Annotated in this window: 15 protein-coding genes; 4 read left to right on the top strand and 11 right to left on the bottom strand. The window is 70.1% G+C overall.

Going from position 1 to position 19,058, the window contains the following annotated elements:
* Nucleotides 1-25: 25 nt before the first annotated feature.
* The 3 genes from NQ034_RS04880 to NQ034_RS04870 form a co-directional block, all read right to left on the bottom strand.
* The gene (locus NQ034_RS04880) at nt 26-1,021 is read right to left on the bottom strand and encodes an LLM class flavin-dependent oxidoreductase (protein WP_257047355.1); all 996 of its coding nucleotides are present in this window, start codon (nt 1,019-1,021) and stop codon (nt 26-28) included.
* A 138-nt stretch (nt 1,022-1,159) separates the two neighbouring features.
* Nucleotides 1,160-2,449 carry an MFS transporter gene (locus NQ034_RS04875; protein ID WP_257047354.1) on the bottom strand — a complete coding sequence of 430 codons (1,290 nt, stop codon included), beginning with the start codon at nt 2,447-2,449 and terminating at the stop codon, nt 1,160-1,162.
* 115 nt (nt 2,450-2,564) lie between these two features.
* On the bottom strand, nt 2,565-3,467 hold the full coding sequence (locus tag NQ034_RS04870; protein ID WP_257047352.1) for a DMT family transporter: 903 nt from the start codon (nt 3,465-3,467) through the stop codon (nt 2,565-2,567).
* Nucleotides 3,468-3,840: 373 nt separating this feature from the next.
* Between NQ034_RS04870 and NQ034_RS04865 the strand changes: the two genes are divergently transcribed.
* Together NQ034_RS04865 and NQ034_RS04860 are read left to right on the top strand one after the other, a co-directional pair.
* Nucleotides 3,841-4,395, top strand: a complete 555-nt coding sequence (locus NQ034_RS04865; RefSeq protein ID WP_257047351.1) for a dihydrofolate reductase family protein — start codon at nt 3,841-3,843, stop codon at nt 4,393-4,395.
* A 115-nt stretch (nt 4,396-4,510) separates the two neighbouring features.
* Nucleotides 4,511-5,389, top strand: coding sequence for a 3-methyladenine DNA glycosylase (locus tag NQ034_RS04860; protein ID WP_257047562.1), 879 nt, complete (start codon nt 4,511-4,513; stop codon nt 5,387-5,389).
* Nucleotides 5,390-5,422: 33 nt separating this feature from the next.
* On the opposite strand, the gene NQ034_RS04855 is transcribed toward NQ034_RS04860, so the two are convergent.
* The 8 genes from NQ034_RS04855 to NQ034_RS04820 form a co-directional block, all read right to left on the bottom strand.
* Nucleotides 5,423-7,600: an FAD/NAD(P)-binding protein gene (locus NQ034_RS04855; protein ID WP_257047350.1), complete on the bottom strand. Its 2,178-nt coding sequence runs from the start codon at nt 7,598-7,600 to the stop codon at nt 5,423-5,425.
* Complete coding sequence (locus NQ034_RS04850; protein ID WP_257047349.1) at nt 7,597-8,436, bottom strand: LLM class oxidoreductase; 840 nt, start codon at nt 8,434-8,436, stop codon at nt 7,597-7,599. The genes NQ034_RS04855 and NQ034_RS04850 overlap by 4 nt, the downstream gene beginning before the upstream one ends.
* A complete protein-coding gene (locus tag NQ034_RS04845) occupies nt 8,433-9,812 on the bottom strand; it encodes an LLM class flavin-dependent oxidoreductase (protein ID WP_257047348.1) in 1,380 nt (459 codons plus the stop codon). The genes NQ034_RS04850 and NQ034_RS04845 overlap by 4 nt, the downstream gene beginning before the upstream one ends.
* Before the next feature lie 49 nt (nt 9,813-9,861).
* Nucleotides 9,862-11,595: a dipeptide ABC transporter ATP-binding protein gene (locus NQ034_RS04840; RefSeq protein ID WP_257047346.1), complete on the bottom strand. Its 1,734-nt coding sequence runs from the start codon at nt 11,593-11,595 to the stop codon at nt 9,862-9,864.
* Nucleotides 11,592-12,554 (bottom strand): ABC transporter permease, encoded by a 963-nt coding sequence (locus NQ034_RS04835; RefSeq protein ID WP_257047344.1) that lies wholly within the window; start codon nt 12,552-12,554, stop codon nt 11,592-11,594. Before NQ034_RS04835 ends, NQ034_RS04840 begins: the two co-directional genes overlap by 4 nt.
* Entirely contained in the window at nt 12,551-13,597 is a 1,047-nt protein-coding gene (locus NQ034_RS04830) for an ABC transporter permease (RefSeq protein ID WP_257047343.1), read from the bottom strand. Before NQ034_RS04830 ends, NQ034_RS04835 begins: the two co-directional genes overlap by 4 nt.
* Complete coding sequence (locus NQ034_RS04825; RefSeq protein ID WP_257047342.1) at nt 13,594-15,159, bottom strand: ABC transporter substrate-binding protein; 1,566 nt, start codon at nt 15,157-15,159, stop codon at nt 13,594-13,596. The genes NQ034_RS04830 and NQ034_RS04825 overlap by 4 nt, the downstream gene beginning before the upstream one ends.
* Nucleotides 15,160-15,902: 743 nt before the next feature.
* Entirely contained in the window at nt 15,903-16,685 is a 783-nt protein-coding gene (locus NQ034_RS04820) for a LysE/ArgO family amino acid transporter (RefSeq protein ID WP_257047341.1), read from the bottom strand.
* A 206-nt stretch (nt 16,686-16,891) separates the two neighbouring features.
* Here NQ034_RS04820 and NQ034_RS04815 point away from each other — a divergent pair, with 206 nt between their 5' ends.
* Nucleotides 16,892-17,812, top strand: coding sequence for an ArgP/LysG family DNA-binding transcriptional regulator (locus NQ034_RS04815; protein WP_257047339.1), 921 nt, complete (start codon nt 16,892-16,894; stop codon nt 17,810-17,812).
* Nucleotides 17,813-17,889: 77 nt separating this feature from the next.
* Nucleotides 17,890-18,966 carry an alcohol dehydrogenase catalytic domain-containing protein gene (locus NQ034_RS04810; protein ID WP_257047337.1) on the top strand — a complete coding sequence of 359 codons (1,077 nt, stop codon included), beginning with the start codon at nt 17,890-17,892 and terminating at the stop codon, nt 18,964-18,966.
* The last annotated feature ends 92 nt before the right edge of the window (nt 18,967-19,058 follow it).

The raw sequence follows: 19,058 nt of genomic DNA, 5'->3' as shown, positions 1-19,058 counted from the left end.
AGGTGCTGCTCGGTTCGGGTGCCGCTCAGTCGACCCGCAGCTGCGGGATGACGTGTTCGGCGAACGCCTCCACTGTCTGCAGCGTCAGATCCCGGTCGGCGCTCGCTTCGGGATGAATGGCGATACGCGCGGCACCGGTCCGCTCGACGAACGTACCCAGCTCGTCGACGACCTGGGCGGCGGAGCCGATGATCGCGCCCTGCGCGCTCATCGCCGCCTGTGCCGCCGGTCCGACCGGCTCTCCATCCGGTCCGACGTGCGAGCCCGCGTTGGGAACGTGGGGGTGCTCGCCGGCCTCGAACGACTGTTGCAGGGCGCGCTGGAGCCCGTCCCTGGCCGTGGGGTCCTCGCTGACGATGGCGATGAGGCAGTGCAGGTGTTCCGGTGCCGGACCCTGTACGCCTGCAGCCGCGCGCTCTGCCGCATAGCGCTCCTCGACTGCGATCCGGGGTTCCGCCGGCATCGCGAAGTAGTGCTGCAGCGCCAACCCGTGTGCCGCGGCGAAGCGGACCCCGTCCTGACTCGTCGTGCCGAGCATGAGCGGAGGGTGGGGCAGGGTGTGAACGGGCGGCTGTAGTTCGAAGTCCTTATCCCCTGCCGGATCCCAGGCGTTGAGGATTCCAGCCGCGGCGGCCTGTGGGTCGTGGTCCCAGCGCGCCACGTCCTTGTCCAGCACCTCGAAATCCTTGGCATATCCACCGCGACCCAGGCCCAGGGTGAAGCGCCCGCCGCTGAGCTGGTCGAGCAGCGCGGCCCGCTCCGCCATCTCAACCGGATGCAGCAGCGGGGAGAGGGTCACGGCGGTTTCCACATTCAGCCGCCGTGTGCGACCCAGGATGAAGGCGGCCATCGTCAGCGCACTGGGACTGATACCGAATCGGATGAAATGGTGTTCGGTGACCCACAGGTCGTCATAGCCCAGGTCCTCCGCGCGCTCTGCCTGGGCCCGCGTGAAGTCGAAGACGTCCTCGGCCGTGGGCCCGAGGTTTGAGCCGGTATTCACCAGCAGGCCGAAACGCATGTTCTACCTCCGCGATCATCATCGATGCATTCAATATAGCTAAGCCTAAGCATATCGATACAAGGGCGAGGCGCGGGGCCCCGAACAGTGATTTACGCCTCACCACGCGAAGGGGCTCAGGCGGCAGCAGGGAGCCGCTCAGCGTTTGACCGCGCCCAGCGGCAGCATCAGAAGCGCCGCCAACAGGGGGCCCGCGGCCAGAGTGGTGAACGAAGCGTAGACGGAATCCGTCGCGGAGAACACCGCGCCCACTGCGGTGGGGACGATGACGCTGCCCAGCTGCCAGATCGCGTTGATCGACCCGGCCGACGACCCGGAGAGCCTCCGGCCCGCGTAGCCCAGGATCAGGTTGTTCTGAATCGGCGAATAGCAGTATGCGGCGAATCCCAGGAAGGGCGCGGCGATATAGAAGAGAGTCAAGTCGTGCAGACGGCCGAAGATCAGCAGCATGATGCTGAACATCAGCAGGATGCCCGCGGCCAGGTACTTCGAGTGGAACTTCGTGCGCCCGTCGATGAAGCCGATGATCGGCTTGCACACGACCGCGGTGATGGCGAACAGGGAAACGACCGCACCCGCGTGGACTGGATCGATCCCGACTCCCTTGATCATCAGGGTATTGGCCCAGGTGATGAACCCGTAGGTGCCCCACAGGCTGAAGAATCCGGCCACCGCCAGGATCAGCAGGTTCCGGTTGCGCAGGACGTCCAGCAGGTTGGGGAAGGAGTGCTTGGGTTGCGCGCCGGGGCCGGTTTCGACGCCCACCGCGGTACTCGGGGCGGCCGCACTCGCCCCAGCGGCCTCGGCACCGGTTGCACCAGGGGCGTTGCGGTGCAGGATCAGGATGACGATGCCCAGCACGATGGAGATGGAGCCGAAGAGCTCATAGGACACGCGCCAACCATGGGACTTGATCAGGGTGGGCACAACCAGGTTCGCGATGACGGTGCCCAACGAGGTGGCGGTGGTGAACAGGGAAACGGCCAGGGCGCGTTCGCGTCCGGAAAACCACACGGAGATCGACTTGGCACCGGCCGCGTAGTCCGCGCCGGCGAAAAGACCGACCAGGGCCTGGATGACGAAGCCCAGCGCCATCGAGTGAACGTTGCCGAAGGTGACCATGCCCGCGCCGGCCACCAGGATCGAGCCGCCCAACACCGCGCGGGGACCGAACCAGTCGCTGGCCACGCCGCCTAAGAAGTTCGAGACGACGTAGCCCACGTAATAGCAGGTGGCGAAAACGCCCAGGGAGGACAGCGCAACGCCCAGATCGCCGCCCACGCTGGGCGCCGCCGGGCCCCAGACCGAACGGTCCAGGCTGGTCATGAGGAAAGCGGCCCAGGACAGGACGAGGATCAGCCAGCGGTAGCCGGGGAGCGGGCCCGAGGGTGTGGAGACGGATTGCGGGGATGTATGCAGAGAACTCACAGGACAAGGACTATATACCCGGGTTCTCCTTCTAGCGGGCGGTGTCCGCCTTGTGGTGCGACGCGTGCAATGCCGAACTCCCCCGCGGCACCGGCCGGGCCCGGCCCGGCCGCGGCTACCGCTTGGACTGGACTGCCACGCATGCGACCGTCACACCGATGCCCACCAGCTGCAACCAGCTCAACCGCTCCCCCAGAACGAGAGAGCCCAGGACAACCGCGGACAGCGGCTGCAACAACAGGATCGTGGCGCCCAGATCCGCGGGCAGGCGCACGGTGGCGAAGCCGATGAGGACGAACGGCAGGAACTGGCCGCCGACGGCCAGCACCGCCAGCCAACTCCAGGCGGAAGCGGACAGGTGAACCACGATGGAACCCGTGACCAGGCCGAAGACCCCGATCACCACGGCGGCGCTCGCCGATCCCAGCGCCACCGGTCCGAAGGCCCGCCGCGGTTCCAGGGTGCCCGCGCGGCGGTTGCAGTACAGATAGCCCGCGTACAGACAGCCGGCCAGCACGCCCAGCACCGTACCGCGCACAGGATGGGACATCGTGGTCTCCCGACTGCCCAGCCCGCCGGTCAGCAGCAGGCCCGCGAGCATCACGGGAAGGACGAGGGCGAACCGCCTCCCCAGCACGGCCCCGTCGAGGACGCGGGCCAGCAGCGGGAAGACCAGCACCTGGGAGCCGATGAGCACGGTGGCCACTGCCGCGCCCATGTCCAGGACCGACTGCGTCCACATCAGGTAGTCGCACGCCAGGAAGGCACCCGACAGCAGGGACCAGACCACGGCCGGCCGCGACATCCGGCCGTGGCGCCGCAGTTCGAGGCAGAACAGGACGGCCAGCGGGATGAGCGCCAACAGGCAGCGGTAGAACGCCGCAGTCGCAGCCGAGGTCCCCGCGAGTTTGATGAAGGTCGAGGCGGACCCGACCAGGATGCACCCGCAGATCATGGAGACCAGGGACGCGAAACGGGGGCTGGGCGCCGGACCGGGCCCCGACTGTGCGACTGTCATGGCTTCAGCATGACATCCCCCCCGTCAGCTAGAGTCGTTGTCCAAGGATGCGCGGTCGCGCCCGAGCACCGAGTCAATGACGAATCGGAAAGGACACCGATTTTCGGCGGGATCGCCTGTTTCTTCATTTCCTCGGATGACACCGTCGGCATCGTCGCGCTCGTCTCCGCGGCCTGGCTCATCGCATTCACGCTCGGCGCATCCTTGGTCGCGGTCCGCGCTGTGAAGTCCGTGCGCTGAGGCGGTCCGCGCGCCGCAGCTGGGAGGACGGTCGGCCGGGTAGTCGGATGGTCGGCCAACTCGTCGGGCGGGCCCGTCCGGTCGCCGGCGGCCATGCCATAATGACCGCACCGAAGAATGGGAGAACGGACCGATGACTGATTGCGTGTTCTACACGGCTGCGACCCTCAACGGATTCCTGGCCTCGGACGATGATTCCCTGGACTGGCTGCTGCGCGTTCCGCAGGACGATGTGCAGGGCGATATGGACGCGTTCTTCGCAAGCGTCGGGGCCCTGGTCATGGGTTCCGCCACCTATGAATGGATGCTGCGCCAGGAGGATCTGCTGGCCCACCCTGCGAAGTGGGCCGAGATCTACGGCGAGCGCCCCGCCTTCGTCTTCACCACCCGCAGCCTGCCGGCGATCCCCGGCTCGGGCATCCGATTCGTCTCCGGAGATGTGGCCGAATGGTTCGACCTGATCGCCCGGTCCGCTGGCGACAAGGACGTCTGGGTGATGGGCGGCGGCGCTCTGGCCGGGCAGTTCGCCGCGGCCGGCCTGCTCAACCGCATCATCGTGACTTTCGCACCGGCCACCCTGACCAGTGGCAAACCGCTGTTTCCGCACGATTTGAGCTGGGAAGACCTCGAACTGACCGGGGTCAGACAGATCGGTCGCTTCGCCGAGCTGAGCTACCGGGTGGGATAATCGGGGCGTGTCCTCCACCGTTTCAACCAGCCCCGCAGCTAATTCCGCAGATGTTTCCGCGCCCGGTTCGAGTGCCGGCGCAGCTGCGCCGACCACGCCGGCCGTCACCCGGTATCTGCCGGCCGAGGTCTGGCGCGCCCGCCGGGATGCCCATGAGAGCCTGGCCCATGCCCGCACCGATGCGCACCATGAGCGCCGGCTGCACGGTCAGAAGCACCCGGTCGAGGATTTTCTGTTCACCTACTACCCTTTTAAGCCCGGCCGGATCGCCCGGTGGAATCCCGGCGCCGGCGTCGCGGTGGAGATCCGGGACGAGGCCGACCGCGCCTACTTCGACCGGCGCTGGTACCGGTTCTTCGAGGCCGAACCGGCCTCGACGACGTATGCCGCCCTCGACCTGCCGGCCTGGCATGCCGACCGCGGCACGGGCGCCGGTTTCATCCGCTCCCTGCTGGAGGCCACCTTGGACCGCGAGGCCTCGTTCGGGTGCTTCGGCATGCACGAATGGGCGATGGTCTACCGGCTGGGCCCCGATCAGCGCCGCCATGAGCAGGTCCCCCTGCGGCTGAGCCAGGAGGAGACGGATCGGGTGGTGGAGAACCACCGCATCCAGTGCTCACACTTCGATGCCTTCCGCTTCTTCACCGAGCCCGCGCGGCCCCTGAACACGCTGCAGCCCACCCGCGCCTCGATGGTCGCCAATGAGCAGGCGGGCTGTCTGCACGCGGGGATGGACCTGTACAAATGGGCGATGAAGCTCGAGCCCACGGTGCCGGGCGAGGTTGTCCTGGACGCCTTCGACCTGGCCATCGACATCCGCGCCCTGGACATGGAGGCCAGCCCCTACGATGTGCGCGGCTGGGGCTACGGCGTGGTCCCGGTCGAAACAGCTGCGGGCAAGGCCGAGTACATGCGCCGCCAGCGGGAGTTGAGCGTGCGAGCGCAGGCGATGCGCCGCCGGCTGCTCGACTGTCTGGCCGCCGCCGGAGTCTGAGACCCGCGGTCGGTGGACCGGCTATCGCGGACTTCACCGTTCATGCAGTGGAATCCGCGATAACCGGTCCGCGGACTCCGCCCGCAGCCGGGCCAGCAGGTGGTCGGCCAGTGCCTCGTTGGCGCGGAATACGCGGGCGTCGGTGCCGGGCCGGGCGAAGGCCTCGGCGGTGGAACCGGAGACCGCGGGCCCGACCATGAACAGGGACCGCTGTGGCCGTCCCTCCGCGTCCAGCGCGCGCCCCGCCGGGTCCGTGGCGAACTTGCCCGCGCCGGCGAAGGACAGCTCCCCGTCCGCGATCAGCCCCCGCAGCAATCCGTCACGGGCCCGAGGCGCCACGACCGGGGCCAACCGCGCGTCCAGCAGGTGCCGCGCGGTCACAACCGCGTCGTGGGCCGGGCTACTCGCCGCGAAGTGCCGCGGGCACGAGCCGGCGGAACCTCCTGGGTCCGCGCCCGGTCGCGCGGCGACCGCCTCCACGTGCAGATCGGGTCCGAGGAATCGCAGGAGGCCCGCCCGGTGCAGGGCCAGCAGATTCTCCAGTCGCTCCGGCGGCGGTCCCGATGCGATATAGCTGAAGAAGCCATGCAGCACGGTGTCGATGCGGGCGGTCTGCTCCGGGTCGAAGAATCCCTGGGCGATGAACTCGCGCAGGGTGAAATAGGCGCTCACCAGTCCGGTGAACAGGGCCGCGTCCTGGGCAAAGTGGGGGTCCGCTGCACGGTCCAGCCGGCCCCTGATCAAAGTGGCGACGCGGGCCTCCAGATCCTCCAGGCGATCCGTCTGCGGCCGGGCCGCGCCGTCGCCGGTGGAGGGTTCAGCCGACCGGGATGGCGCCTGTGCGGTCGCGCCGTGCAACGGCCGGTCCAAGGTCGCCACGTCGTAGAGGTCGGCGGGATCCGGGACATGGGCTGTGGCGAACGCCCGCACCGCGGCCTTGACCCCGGCGGGGTCGGACCCGGTCACCAGCGCGGAGGCCCAGGCGTCGATCAGCTCCAGATACGCCCCGGGCCCACCCGCTGCGCGCCGCTCATCGCGGGCCAGCCAGACATAGTGGGCCGCCGCCATCTCCGCGTCGAACAGGCCGAGCACGCCGTCGACCAGGCTCTCCGCCGGAACCGCCGAGCGCAGGGAACGCAGGGCGTCCGCAGTGATGTAGCGGGCCGGGCCGATCGACAGTTCCGGCTCCGCATAGCCGAGTTTGGGAAGCAGTGGCACGCCGCGCCGGGAACCGACCCACAGCACTGGCTCCGAGCCGCTGGGAACGTAGTCGATCCGACCCCCGCCCTGGCGCTGTCCGGCGGCATCCCCGGCCGCCTCCGCCGCGGCGTCCCCAGCTGCGCCCCGGCGGACGAAGCGGCCCCCGCGGCCCTCGGTGAGCATCATCATCGCGTCGATGAATGCCAGGCCGAAGCCCCGGACGATCACATCCTCGCCGGCCGGCAGCACGCTCAAATCCAGGTCCGCGGTGTAACCAGGGGGAATATAGGTCAGATCGGTGCCGGCCGTGAAATCCAGCAGCGCGGCGGCCTGCTCATCGGGGTCGACTTCGATATACCCCTGGGCCAGGACCAGTAGCTGCGCGCGCAGATCGTAGTCGGCCCGTGCGTCCGCCGGGTGGACGCGGAGCAGATATCCGCCGTCCAGTGCGGCCGCCGCGGTGACCCACCCCCGGTGCACCCGGACCCGCCAACCGGCCGGCAGTGCTGCACGGGCCCGGTCGAAGGCCCAGGCCAGGTATCCGCCCTGGACGTGGCGGGGCGCGAAACCATCACCGGGAACGTGTTCGGATGGGTCCAGATGTTCGACGATCCACTGGTCCAGGGGCGGCCCCTGCACTGCGCCGGGCCGGTCGGAGAACACGGTGATATCGGCGGCCAGGGAGTTCATCCACAGCACTCCGTCCTGATTCGAGCGCCAGATTCTGCCGCCGCCCACCGGATACGGATCGATGACCTCGATGTCCAAGCGCGGTGGGATCCCGGCCCCGGGCCGGAAACCGGCCGGGGCGGGCCCGCCCGGATCCGGCGCGGCGCGGCGGGCGGCAGCCGCCAGGGCCAGTAGCAGTCCGGTGGTCTTGGGCCCGCCGCCGACGAACACCAGCCGTGGAACCCGGGGCTCCGCCGCCTCGGCCGGTCCGCCGGGTACGTCCCCGCTCCCGTCACTCGCCCTGGCCGCGGCTGCCCGGGCCGCGAACCGTTCACGCCTCACAGCGCTACGACCCGCTGCGCGGTCACCCCGGCGGGCGCCCCGGCCAGCTGCGCGTCCGGCGCCGCGGCCTCGGGCACCGGCAGCACGCGCACGGCGAGGTCGGCGAATCCGGGCGCGGAGGCCTCGGCGGCGGGAGTGTCGAGCACGACCACGGTGGGCAGGACGCCCTGCGGCGGCCGGGGCACGATAGCCGGCCCCTTGACCGAGAACTCCCCTCCCACCGAATCGGTGCCGCTGAAATCGACGTAGCGCACCCTGTCCGCGTCGATGAACCGCCCCGAGGACTGCTCACGGATGACCGCATCCGCGTCCCAGGAAAGCCACAGCCGTTCGAGCAGCCCGTCGATCTGCGCGGCCTCGGCCCAGGCGGCGGATTCGCCCTCCGGACCCACTGCCGGGCGGCGGCCGATCAGCCGCGCCTGCGCATCCGTGGTCTGCACGGTAGGCGCCCACGCGGCCCGCCCGTGCGTGATGTAGTCCAGCGTGGCGGTCGCACCGGCCAGGTGGAAGGGCTCGGCATGGGTCACCGGAGTCTCGGGGGTGATCGTCAGATTCCGCGTGACCGGGCCCAGCCAGGCGGCCAGGGTGCCCGCGTCGAGTCCCCCGGTCGAATCGTCGGCGATGATGAGCAGCCCGGGTCCTGCCGCGTCGATCCCCTCCACCCAGTGGCGCAGATCGTGCAGGTCGACGCGCAACGGGTCGACGGTGATGCGCAGACCGTGTCCGGCGACCGAGGCGCGCGGGCGCTGCGCCGATTCGGCGGCGCCGGTGTCCGGCCGGCTGCCGGATCGGCGGTCGGTATGCGCGCTGGGCGATGTGGTGGGCGGAATGCTCATGATACGACCTCCTGGAGTTCGGTTGTGGCGGCCCGGGTCGTCGAACGCGCGGCCGTCCATTCGGCCTCGGGCCGGAAGCGGGGCAGCCCCAGATTGTCCCTGAGGGTGGTCCCGTGATAGGCGTCGCGGTAGACGCCGCGGTTCTGCAGTTCGGGAACGACCCGATCGACGAACTCGTCCAGCCCGCCGGGTGTGAGATGTGGGACGAGGATGAAACCGTCGGCCGCTCCGGCCTGCACATAGGCGTCGAGCTGTTCGGCGATGGTGGCCGGGGTGCCGACGAAGGAGTGCCTGGCCGAGACTTCGACGACCAGGTCCCTGATCGACAGGTGCCGGGCTGCGGCCAGTTCCCGCCAGGCCGCGATGGTGGGCCGCGGATCCTTGATGTGCCGGACCCGGCCCCGTGTGATGGCCGCCGGATCGACGTCCGGTTCGACGTCGGGCAGCGGCCCGTCGGGATCGTAGGCCGTCAGATCACGGCCCCACAGCTGTTCGAGGAAGGCGATGGCACCGGCCGGGCTGACCTGCTGATAGCGGATGTGGCGAGAGCGTTCCTCCGCTTCCGCGGCCGTGTCGCCGATGGCGAAGGTGACACCGGGGAATATCTTGAGCGAGCCGGGCTCGCGGCCATAGCCTGCGGCGCGCGCCCTGAGGTCTGCGACGAAGGCCGCCCCGGCTTCGATCCCGGTGTGGCGGGTGAAGACGACATCGGCGGAACCGGCGGCGAAGTCGCGCCCGGCGGGGGAATCACCCGCTTGGAAGACCACGGGGTGGCCCTGCGGCAGAGGTGGCAGGCCGAAGGTGCCCGCGATGTCGAAGAACTCGGAGCGGTGGGAGAAGGATCCATCGCCGGGCCCGATCGCTGGCACGCGGGATTCCCACAGGGTCCGGGCGGTGGAGATGAAGTCCTCGGCCCGCCGATACCGGTCCGCGTAGTCAAGGTAGCCGCCGCGGCGGAAGTTCGCCCCGGTGAAGGCGTCGTTGCTGGTCACGACGTTCCATGCGGCCCGCCCACCCGATACCAGGTCCAGCGTGCCCAGTTTGCGCGCCAGATCGTAGGGCTCGTTGTACGTCGAGGACAGGGTGCCGGCGAGCCCCAGATGTTCGGTGACCTGGGCCAGCGCCGCCAGGATCGACACCGTCTCCGGCCGGCCGACGGTGTCCAGGTCGAAGACCCGGCCCTTGTGTTCACGCAGGCGCAGGCCCTCGGCCAGGAAGAAGAAGTCGAACAGCCCCCGCTCCGCGGTCCGGGCCATATGTTCGAAGCTGTCGAATTCGATGTTGGACCCCGCAGCGGGGTCCGACCACACCGTCGTATTGTTCACGCCCGGGAAGTGCGCGGCCAGGTGCACCTGGCGCCGTGTTCGCTCTGTCATGCCGTTCTCCTTACTACTGTGGTTTCCTCATCGTGGTTCGGCGCGGATCTCACGCCGCGTTTTCCAGGTGCGCGCCCCGCCCCGGCACCGCGTCCAGCAGCCGGCGGGTCACGTCCGATTCCGGATGGGCGAACACGTGCGCGGCCGGACCCGATTCCACCAGCCGACCGTCGGCCAGCACCGCCACCGTGTCGCTGATCTGCCGGATCACCGCCAGGTCGTGGCTGATGAACACATAGCTCAGTCCGAACTCCCGCTGCAGCCCGACCAGCAGGTCCAGGATCTGGGCCTGCACCGACACGTCGAGGGCCGACACCGGTTCGTCGAGCACCAGGAGTTGCGGCTCGACGGCCAGGGCCCGTGCAATGGCCACGCGCTGGCGCTGCCCGCCGGAGACCTCGCCCGGGTGGCGGTGGCCGAAGGACTGCGGCAGCCCGACCCGGTCCAACAACTCCGTCACGCGCAGGCGCCTGCTGCGCCGGTCCCCGATCCCGAAGCCCCGCAGTGGCGCCTCGAGGGTCTGCGCGATCGTCCGCCGCGGGTCCAACGAAGCCGAGGGGTCCTGATAGACCAGCCGTGCCGCGCGGGCTCTGTCCTGTGCGGTTCTCCCCCTGGCCCCGCGCGCTCGCCGGCCGGGCGGTGCCAGTTCTTTGCCGAGTAATTCGACGCGGCCGGCGTCCCAGGACTCCAGGCCCAACAGGATGCGGGCCGTGGTGGACTTGCCAGAACCGGATTCGCCCACCAGGCCCAGCGTGCGGCCGCGGCGCAGTTCGAGCGATACCCCGTCGACGGCGCGCAGACTGCGGCCGCGCCCCGCGAACTCCTTGACCAGGCCGCTCGCGCGAACGGCGAAGTCGCCCGGCCCGGCGGCGAGGCGGCCGCGCGCCCCACCTGGCCCGCCCGGCACCGCATCCTCGGCCCCGGCGCTGTGACCGCCGCCCGCCCCTGCGGCGGCCGAGTCCGCCTGCTCCGCCACGGACCGCAACGGCGTGGGGTCGCGCAGCAGTGCGACCGAGGGCGCGGCGGCGACCAGGGCGCGAGTGTAGTCGGCTTGCGGGTCCTGCAGAACGCGGCTGGCGGGTCCGGTCTCGACGACCCTGCCCTGTTCGAGCACCGCGATCCGGTCCGCGCGGTCGGCGGCGACCCCCAAATCGTGGGTGATGAGGACCAGCCCGGCCCCCGTCGACCCGACGAGTCCGGCCAGTAGGTCGAGGACCTGTTTCTGCACGGTCACGTCCAATGCCGAGGTCGGCTCATCGGCGATGACCAGTTTGGGATCGCCGGCCAGCGCCAGGGCGATGAGCACGCGCTGGCGCTGCCCGCCGGAGAGCTCGTGCGGATAGCGGCCGAGGTGCCCGGCCGTCAGGCCGACGGATTCGAGGGAGGCGACGGTGGCCTCGGACACGGTGCTGCTGCGCCCCAACCGCCCGGTTCCGCCCCGCACCACCTGTCCCAGCTGGGAGCCGATCGTGCGCACCGGGTTGAGGCCCAGCCCGGCGTCCTGGGGCACATAGCCCATGGCGCTGCCCCGCAGCCCGCGCCAGCCGGAGTCCCCGGCACCGCGCAGGTCGTGGCCCAGGATCGTGTGCGTCCGCACGCTGACCGCGGCCGCCGGCAGCAGGCCGGCGAGCGCCTTGGCCGTGGTGGACTTGCCGGATCCCGATTCGCCGACCAGGGCCAGGGTCTCGCCCGGGGCCAGGCTCAGGTCGATTCCGGTGACGGCCGGCGCCTGTGCCGTGGGATAGGTCACGGTGAGGTCGCGCAGTTCGAACAGCGTGTTCATGATGCTCTTCCATTCTGGGTGGAGGCCCCGCGGGCCAGGACGTTCACGGACAGGACGACGATGGCGATGACCAGGCCGGGCAGCGTCGTCATCCACCAGGCGCTGGCCAGGTAGTCGCGTCCCTCGGCGACCAGCAGGCCCCATTCCGGTTGGGGCGGCGCAGCGCCGAATCCCAGGAAGGACAGCGCCGAGACCGTGAGCACGGCCGACCCGAACTCCAGGGCGGCCAGGGCCAGCACGGGGCCGACCGAATGCGGCAGGATGTGCGTGGTGAGGGTGCGCAGGGCCCCGGTTCCGTCCAGCCTGGCGGCCTCGACGAATTGGGAGCCGCGCACGCGCAGGACCTCGCCGCGGGTGATCCGGGCGAAGGACGGGATGGTGCCGGCCGCAACGGCCGCTGTCAGCGGCACGACCCCGGTGCCCAGGGCTGTCACGATGGCCAGCGACAGCAGGAGGCCGGGGATCGCCTGGAGCACATCGATCAGCCGCATGATGGCGGTGTCGGCCGTGTGCCCTGCTGTGCCGGCGATCAGGCCCAGCCCGGTTCCCACGGTGCCGCCCGCGAGCACGGCGATGAACGTGATGCTCAGCGTGCGGGCGGTGCCGTGGACCACGCGGGCGAACACATCGCGGCCCAGGTGGTCGGTGCCGAACCAGTGGGCGGGGCCCGGCGGCTGCAGGCGGTCTGCGACCGTGCCGATCAGTGGATCCCAGCCGGTGAACAGGCCGGGCGCCACGGCCCAGGCGAGCGCCAGGCCGATGACCAGTGCTGCGCCCAGCCGCAGCGGGCCAACCCGGAGCGGGCCCCGGCGTTGCAGGCCCCGGCCCCGGTGTTGTGGGCCCCGGCCCAGACCGCGCGGGACGCCGGTCCGTTCTGTGAGGGCCGCCTGCGCTGTGGACTGCGCAGGCCCGGCGGAATCCGTCTGCGCGTGTGGAGCGGTGGACGTTTCGACGCTCATACCGGTGTTACCTCCTGTGTTGGATGGGCCGCGGGGTACTCCGGCGTGGTCTGTGCGCCCGACCGGCCGTTCCGAAGGCCGCTCCGGGCGGTCCGGCGGCCGGCCGGGGTGGGACGGGTGCGGGCGTCGAAGACGGGGTAGAGCAGGTCGGTGACGAGGTTGACCACGACGAACACCGCCGCGGCCACCAGCACGATGCCCTGGACCACCGGAATGTCCTGGCCCGCCACGCTGGTCTCCACCAGGCGGCCCAGGCCGTTGCGGGTGAAGACCGTTTCGACGACGACTGCCCCACCCAGCAGCTGGCCCGTCACCAGGCCGGCCACCGACAGCAGGGACAGGCCCGCCACCGGCAGCGCATGAGTCAGCAGGAGGGTCCAGCGGCGGAGGCCGGCCGCATGGTACGTGGTGATGAACTGCTGGGCGGCCGCGGCGTCCAGGGCCTGCAGCAGGACCTGGGCGATCACCGCGCCCACGGGCAGCGCCAGGGTGAGCGCGGGCAGGATGACGCCGGCCAGTCCGTGGGCGCCCAGGGCGGGGATCCACCCCAGCCGGAAGGACACGAGCTGGAGCAGGATGAGGCCCACCCAGAACGTCGGCAGGGACACGCCCAGGCCGGGCAGTCCCGCCAGTCCGCTGCGCAGCCAGGGCCGCTTGGCGCCTGCCGCCAGCACGGCCAGGGCGATCCCGCCGGTCACCGCGAGCACCAGGGTGGCACCCGCCAGTTGCAGAGTCGAGGGCAGGACCTGTCCGATCGCCTGGGCGACCGGCTGGCCACTGGCATAGGACAGCCCCAGATCACCGCGGAACAGACCGGCCATACTCTCCAGGTACTGTGCCCACAGGGGTCGGTCCAGCCCGTACTGGGCGCGGATCGCGTCGATCTGCTCCGGCGTGGCCGCGCTGGCGCCGGCGGCGCCCAACAGGATCTGGATCGGATCACCCGGCAGAGCGGACAGGATGAGGAAGGTCAGGGTGTAGGCGGCCCACAGCACGATCACGCCGTGGCCGAGTCGTCTGAGCACATAGGCCATCGTTCTCATTCCCCCTCCCCTGCCCGGCCCGCCAGCCAGGTGTCGTAGAGCTGGAACCTGCTCGAGGCCTCGTAGTGGAAGCCGCGGACCTGCGGCGCCAGCGCCATGACGGTCGACAGCTCGACCAGCGGCACTGCGAAGCCGCCCTTGACCAATTCGTCGCCGGCCCGGCCCAGCAGCGCATAGCGTTCGGCCGGGTCCACGGTGGCGGTCGACCGGTCGAACAGCTCGTCGATGCCGTCGCGGTGCTTACCGGTCTGGTTCTGCGCATCCACGGCGTAGACGCTGCGCAGGATGTCCGGATCGGCCCTGGTCAGGTTGGCGAACAGCAGATCCAGTTCCCCCGCCTGTTTGAGCGCAGTCTGCTGTGTCGACGTCACCCGCTTCAGTTCCAGTTCGATGCCGATGCCGCGCAGTTGTTGGGCGATGAGTTCGAGGAAGGGCGCATTCTGCCAGTAGGGCAGTTCCACCCGCAGGGGCCGGCCGTCCTTGACCCGGATATCGGAGCCCGCCCGCAGGTGCCAGCCCGCCTGGTCCAGGAGGCGCTTGGCGCCGGCCGGGTCGTAGGACAGGGTTCCTGCACGGTTCCGGTACCCGGGGGTGGACGCGGCCAGGGCCGAGGTCGCCTCGGACTGTTCGCGCGACAGCAGTGCCCGCAGCTCGGGCCGGTCGATGCCCTGCCCCAGTGCTCGCCTCACCCGGGCGTCGGCGAAGATCGGCGAGGCCGTGTTGACATAGAAGGAGTACACGACGCCGGGATTGGGCCGCGCTGCCAGTTGGAAGTTCGAGGCCTGCAGCAGTTCCTCGTTCTGCGGCTGGACGGATTGGTCCACGTCGATGTCGCCGGACGACAGGCTGCCGGTGCGCACCGATGCCTCCGCGACGTTCTGGAAGTCCAGGGCCGCCAAGTATGCGGGACCGCGGTGCCGGGGCAGGCTCGACGGCCACGCGTAGTCGGCGAAGCGCGTGAGTCGGGCCCCGGAGCCGGGGGTGTAGCCATCCAGTTCGAACGGGCCGGTGCCCACTAGACCGCCGGTGCAGCGCTGTTCGGGTGTGAGTTTCCATGTCGCGGGGGCGTAGAAGCCCAGGCTCATGGTCGAGGTCGCCTGGAGGAACTGCGCATTGGGCTCTTTGAAGGCGATCCGCACGGTGTGCGCGTCGGGCGTGCTGATGGATTTCAAACCCGCCAGGTACGTCGAGGCCAGTTGGGCCTTGGCGCCCAGTGCGGCGATGCCGGAGAAGTTCTGTTTGACGCTCTGCGCGGTGAACGGCGTGCCGTCGTGGAATTTCACGCCGTGGCGGAGTTTGAAGGTGTAGGTCCGCGCATCCTCGCCGACCGTCCAGGAGGTGGCCAGCCAGGGTTTGATCGCGCCGGTCTTCGGATCCTGGTCGGTCAGGGAGTCGGTCATCTGCCTGCTGATGTTCAGGGCGTTGTTCGTGCCGTTCTGCTGGCCGTCGATGCACTTGGGGTCGTTGTCGTAGGCCAGGCGCAGGGTTCCGCCCCGGGCCGGGGTGGAAGCGCCGGGGCCCGCGGCCGTCTGCGGATCGGCTCCGCAGCCGCTCAGCGCCATGGCCGCCGCGAGCCCCAGAGCGATCAGACTCCGGGCTGCGGGACTGGAGCGGCCGGCGGGGCCGCTCCGCTCGGAGGAGGACCGTCTGTCGGGTTCCGACCGGGATGGAAACCGGGATGGAAGGGGCAGGGGGCTGGACATGCCTGGGCTCCTGTGCTGTCCGGCTCAGGACGCGGCGTCGCGGCAGGCCGGACCCGTCCTCCGGGGTGCGGGCACGGGCACCGGGGCGCCATGGGCGCACGGGGGCCCGGACGCCGGCGGCATCCGGTGAGGACATGGGTTCGGATCTGCTCGGACGCGAGGGTCCGCGAGCGTGGTGACGTCGGGTCGGCAGCAGGGCCGCGGCGGGTTTCCAGGTGCACCGCCGGGACTCCGGGGTGTTGTCGCGAATCCTGGCGGGTCTGCTGTGGTGTACGACGTCGGGGATAGCGGATGAGGGCCGCCGTGGGGCGGGGCTCAACCGCGAGGGGTCAACGGATCACATACATCCGTCGACGCCGGCACGGGCACGACAATCGAGGGCTTCAAACCTGGTTGCAAGTGCCCAGACCTGAGAGTTCCTGAATGCCGTCGTCATATTCTTCCTGCCGTTGAAGTCGTGGCCCTCACATTACCCCGGCGGGAAGGCGCCCTTCAAACCGGATTGCCGATTATGACGGCCGGAGTCGCTCCGGTCTCCGGCACATCCCACATACGTTGTGCGCCTCCCACATACGCTGCACAGGCGTGCGGCGGGCCGGCGCTCAGGCCAGGTGGCGCAGCAGACCGACGGCCAGGCAGATCATGATGACGCCGGATCCCAGGTCCATCCAGCGCAGGGCACCCGGCCTGCGGGCGAACAGGCGACCCAGCAGCTTGGCCGCGAACCCCAGAACGGTGAACCAGGCGGCCGAGGCCCCCAGCACCCCGAGGGCGAAAATCCACCGCTGCTCGCCGTAGTTCGCCGACATCGAGCCCAGAATGACGACCACATCGAGGATCGCCTGCGGGTTGAGCCAGGTGAAGGCCAGCAGGGTCACAATCGCGGTGAGCATCGCATGGCGGCCGGTCTGTGCGGGATTCGCCCGCCCGTCGTGCGCACGACCGGTATGGGCACCTCCGGCTTCCGCACCACCGTGCGCCGCACGATCCTCGCGCAGCCCGCCGAGGTGCCCGGCGGCGGACGGCGCACCGGCGCCCACGGTCGCCGGTGCAGCCGCGGCGAAGACGACCTCGCGCTCGGTGTGGGCCGCGGGGTCTGCGGAGCGGGGCCGGAAGAAGTGCCAGACATTCAGGCCGCCGTAGCAGACCAGGAAGGCCACGCCGATCAGCGTCATGACCGTGAGCACGGAGGGGAAGGCCGTGACCAGGCGGCCCATCCCGGCCACGCCGACGATCGTCAGCAGGATGTCGGAGAGGAATCCGACGATGAGCAGCGGCAGCATGTGCGCGCCCGATGCGCCGTGCTTGATGAGGAACATCGTCTGCGCGCCGACGGCGGCGAACAGTGCGATACCAGCGAAGAATCCGGTCAGGGCGACGCTCATGACCACTACCTCCCAACGAGAAGACGAGGGGAACCGGGGATGCCCGGCCCAACGGATTCCACGCTAGGCCGCCACCCGAATGAAGCAAAGCAACGAATTCTTTCCCTCCCTAAGATATTCTTATCATCAAGGATCACACAGCCTTCTGACCTGGGATAACACAACCAATACCGGAGTCAGCACACAGAATCAGTGGGGGATCTCATATGGCCACTCTCAACGACCTGTCGACCGCTGCCCTGCGGACCTTCGCCACGATCGTCGACCTGGGCACGATCGAGGCCGCCGCACACCGTCTGGGCGTCACCGCCTCCGCCGTGTCCCAGCGGCTCAAGGCGCTGGAGACCCAAGCGGGCACCGTCCTCCTGCTGCGCACCAAACCGGTCGAGCCGACACAGGTGGGCAGGATCATCTACCGGCTGGCCAGGCAATACCAGGTCGCGATGCACGATGCCCAGGAAGCGCTGGACCGACGCACCCGGGTGCGCGACTTCACCCGCGTCACCCTGGTCGTCACCGCCGACGCCCTGGCCACCTGGATCACCACCGCACTGGAGGGCGTGGCAGGCGAACACAAACTGCTGCTGAGCATCATCCGCGAGGACGAATCGCGCGCGGCCACCCTGGTGCGCGACGGCACCGCAATGGCAGCCGTGAGCGCCAGCCCGGAACCCGCCCCGGGTATCAGCGTGACCGAACTGGGCACCTGGCGCTATTGGGCGGTGGCACACCCACAGTTCGTCCGACGCTATTTCCCGTCCGGAATGGACAGGCGCGCAGTCGGCCAGGCGCCCCTGCTGCGCTATGACGATGACGACCGGATGCCCGTGGATCTAATCACCCGGACCGTGGGCCCCGGGACCAATCCGCCGACCCACTTCCTGCCGGAATCGCGCCAGATGGTGCTGGCATGCGCCAGGCAATTGGGTTGGACCATGGTCTCGCGCGAGCTGCGCGCCCTGGTCCCCGGGGCCGCAGGACTGGTCCCCGTGCCAGGGACCGAACCCGTCGACGTCCGCCTGTACTGGCAGCAGTGGGCCATGTCCTCGCCCACCCTCGACGCGATCCAGCAGGCCGTGGGCGCGGCCGCCCGCCGCGCCTCATCGACACCCGGCGCCCGGTGGTGAACCGAGCCGACGCCCTGCCGTGACAGAATGCGAAACGCGCAGGGCCCGACCGCGTCACGCCACATAGACTCGGAGGCATGCGAGCCGTATACATCACCTCCGCCGGCGCCACGCCGACCGTTGAGGACATCCCCTCCCCCGCCCTCCCCGCCGACGGCGTCATCCTCGACGTCGAGGCGACCGGACTGTGCCGCTCGGACTGGCACGCCTGGTCAGGCCACGACGACACCGTGCACTTCCCGCACGTGCCCGGCCACGAGATGGTCGGCCGGATCGCGGCGGTCGGGCCCGAGGTGAAGAACTGGTCCGTGGGCCAGCGCGTCACCACGCCCTTCGTCTGCGGCTGCGGCCAGTGCGAGCTGTGCCTGGGCGGCAACGCCCAGGTCTGCCCCACCCAGACCCAGCCCGGTTTCACCCACTTCGGCTCCTGGGCCCAGCAGGTGGCCCTGCACGCGGCCGACGCGAACCTCGTCGCCGTGCCCGAAACCCTGCCGGCGGAGGCCGCAGTGCCCCTGGGCTGCCGCTTCGCCACCAGCTACCACGGACTGAAGAACCGCGCCCGGCTGCGCGCCGGCGAGATCGTCGCCGTCTTCGGCTGCGGCGGCGTGGGACTGTCCGCGGTGATGATCGCTGCGGCCCTGGACGCCCACGTGATCGGCGTGGACATCAGCGATGACGCGCTGGCGCTGGCCCGCGAACACGGCGCCGAGGCCGTGGTCAACACCCGCGGCATGTCCGTCGACGAGGCCGCGGCGGCCGTGGTAGCCGCCGCCGGGGACGTGGCGGCGGCGAACGGGCTGACCGGGGTGGGCACGACCTCGGGCCCGGCCGTGACCGTCGAGGCGCTGGGCCTGCCGGCCACGATGAACGCGGCGCTGAAGTCCCTGGCCCCGCTGGGCCGGCACGTGCAGATCGGACTGCTCGCCGAATCCCCCGTGACCGAGGTCCCGCAGGTCATCGGCAAGGAGATCGCGTTCTTCGGCTCCCACGGGATCGCCGCTGCGGGCTACCCCGAGCTCATGGCCCTGGTCGAATCCGGCCGGCTGCGGCCCCAGGACCTGGTGACCCGCACGATCGATCTGGAACGGGCCTGCACCGAGGTCGTCGAATTGAGCAACGGTTCGACCCCTGGCATCACGATCATCCGTCCCTGAACCGAGGGCCCCGGCCCCGAACGCACCCCGGACACACAATGAGCAGGCGCTTTGGTCTGGTTCTCGCAAGAGAATAAGACCAAAGCGCCTGC

It is taken from the genome of Brevibacterium moorei (assembly GCF_024580735.1).
GTDB lineage: Bacteria > Actinomycetota > Actinomycetes > Actinomycetales > Brevibacteriaceae > Brevibacterium > Brevibacterium moorei.
The sequence above is the reverse complement of the archived record's forward strand: the minus strand, read 5'-3'. Positions and strand labels throughout refer to the sequence as shown.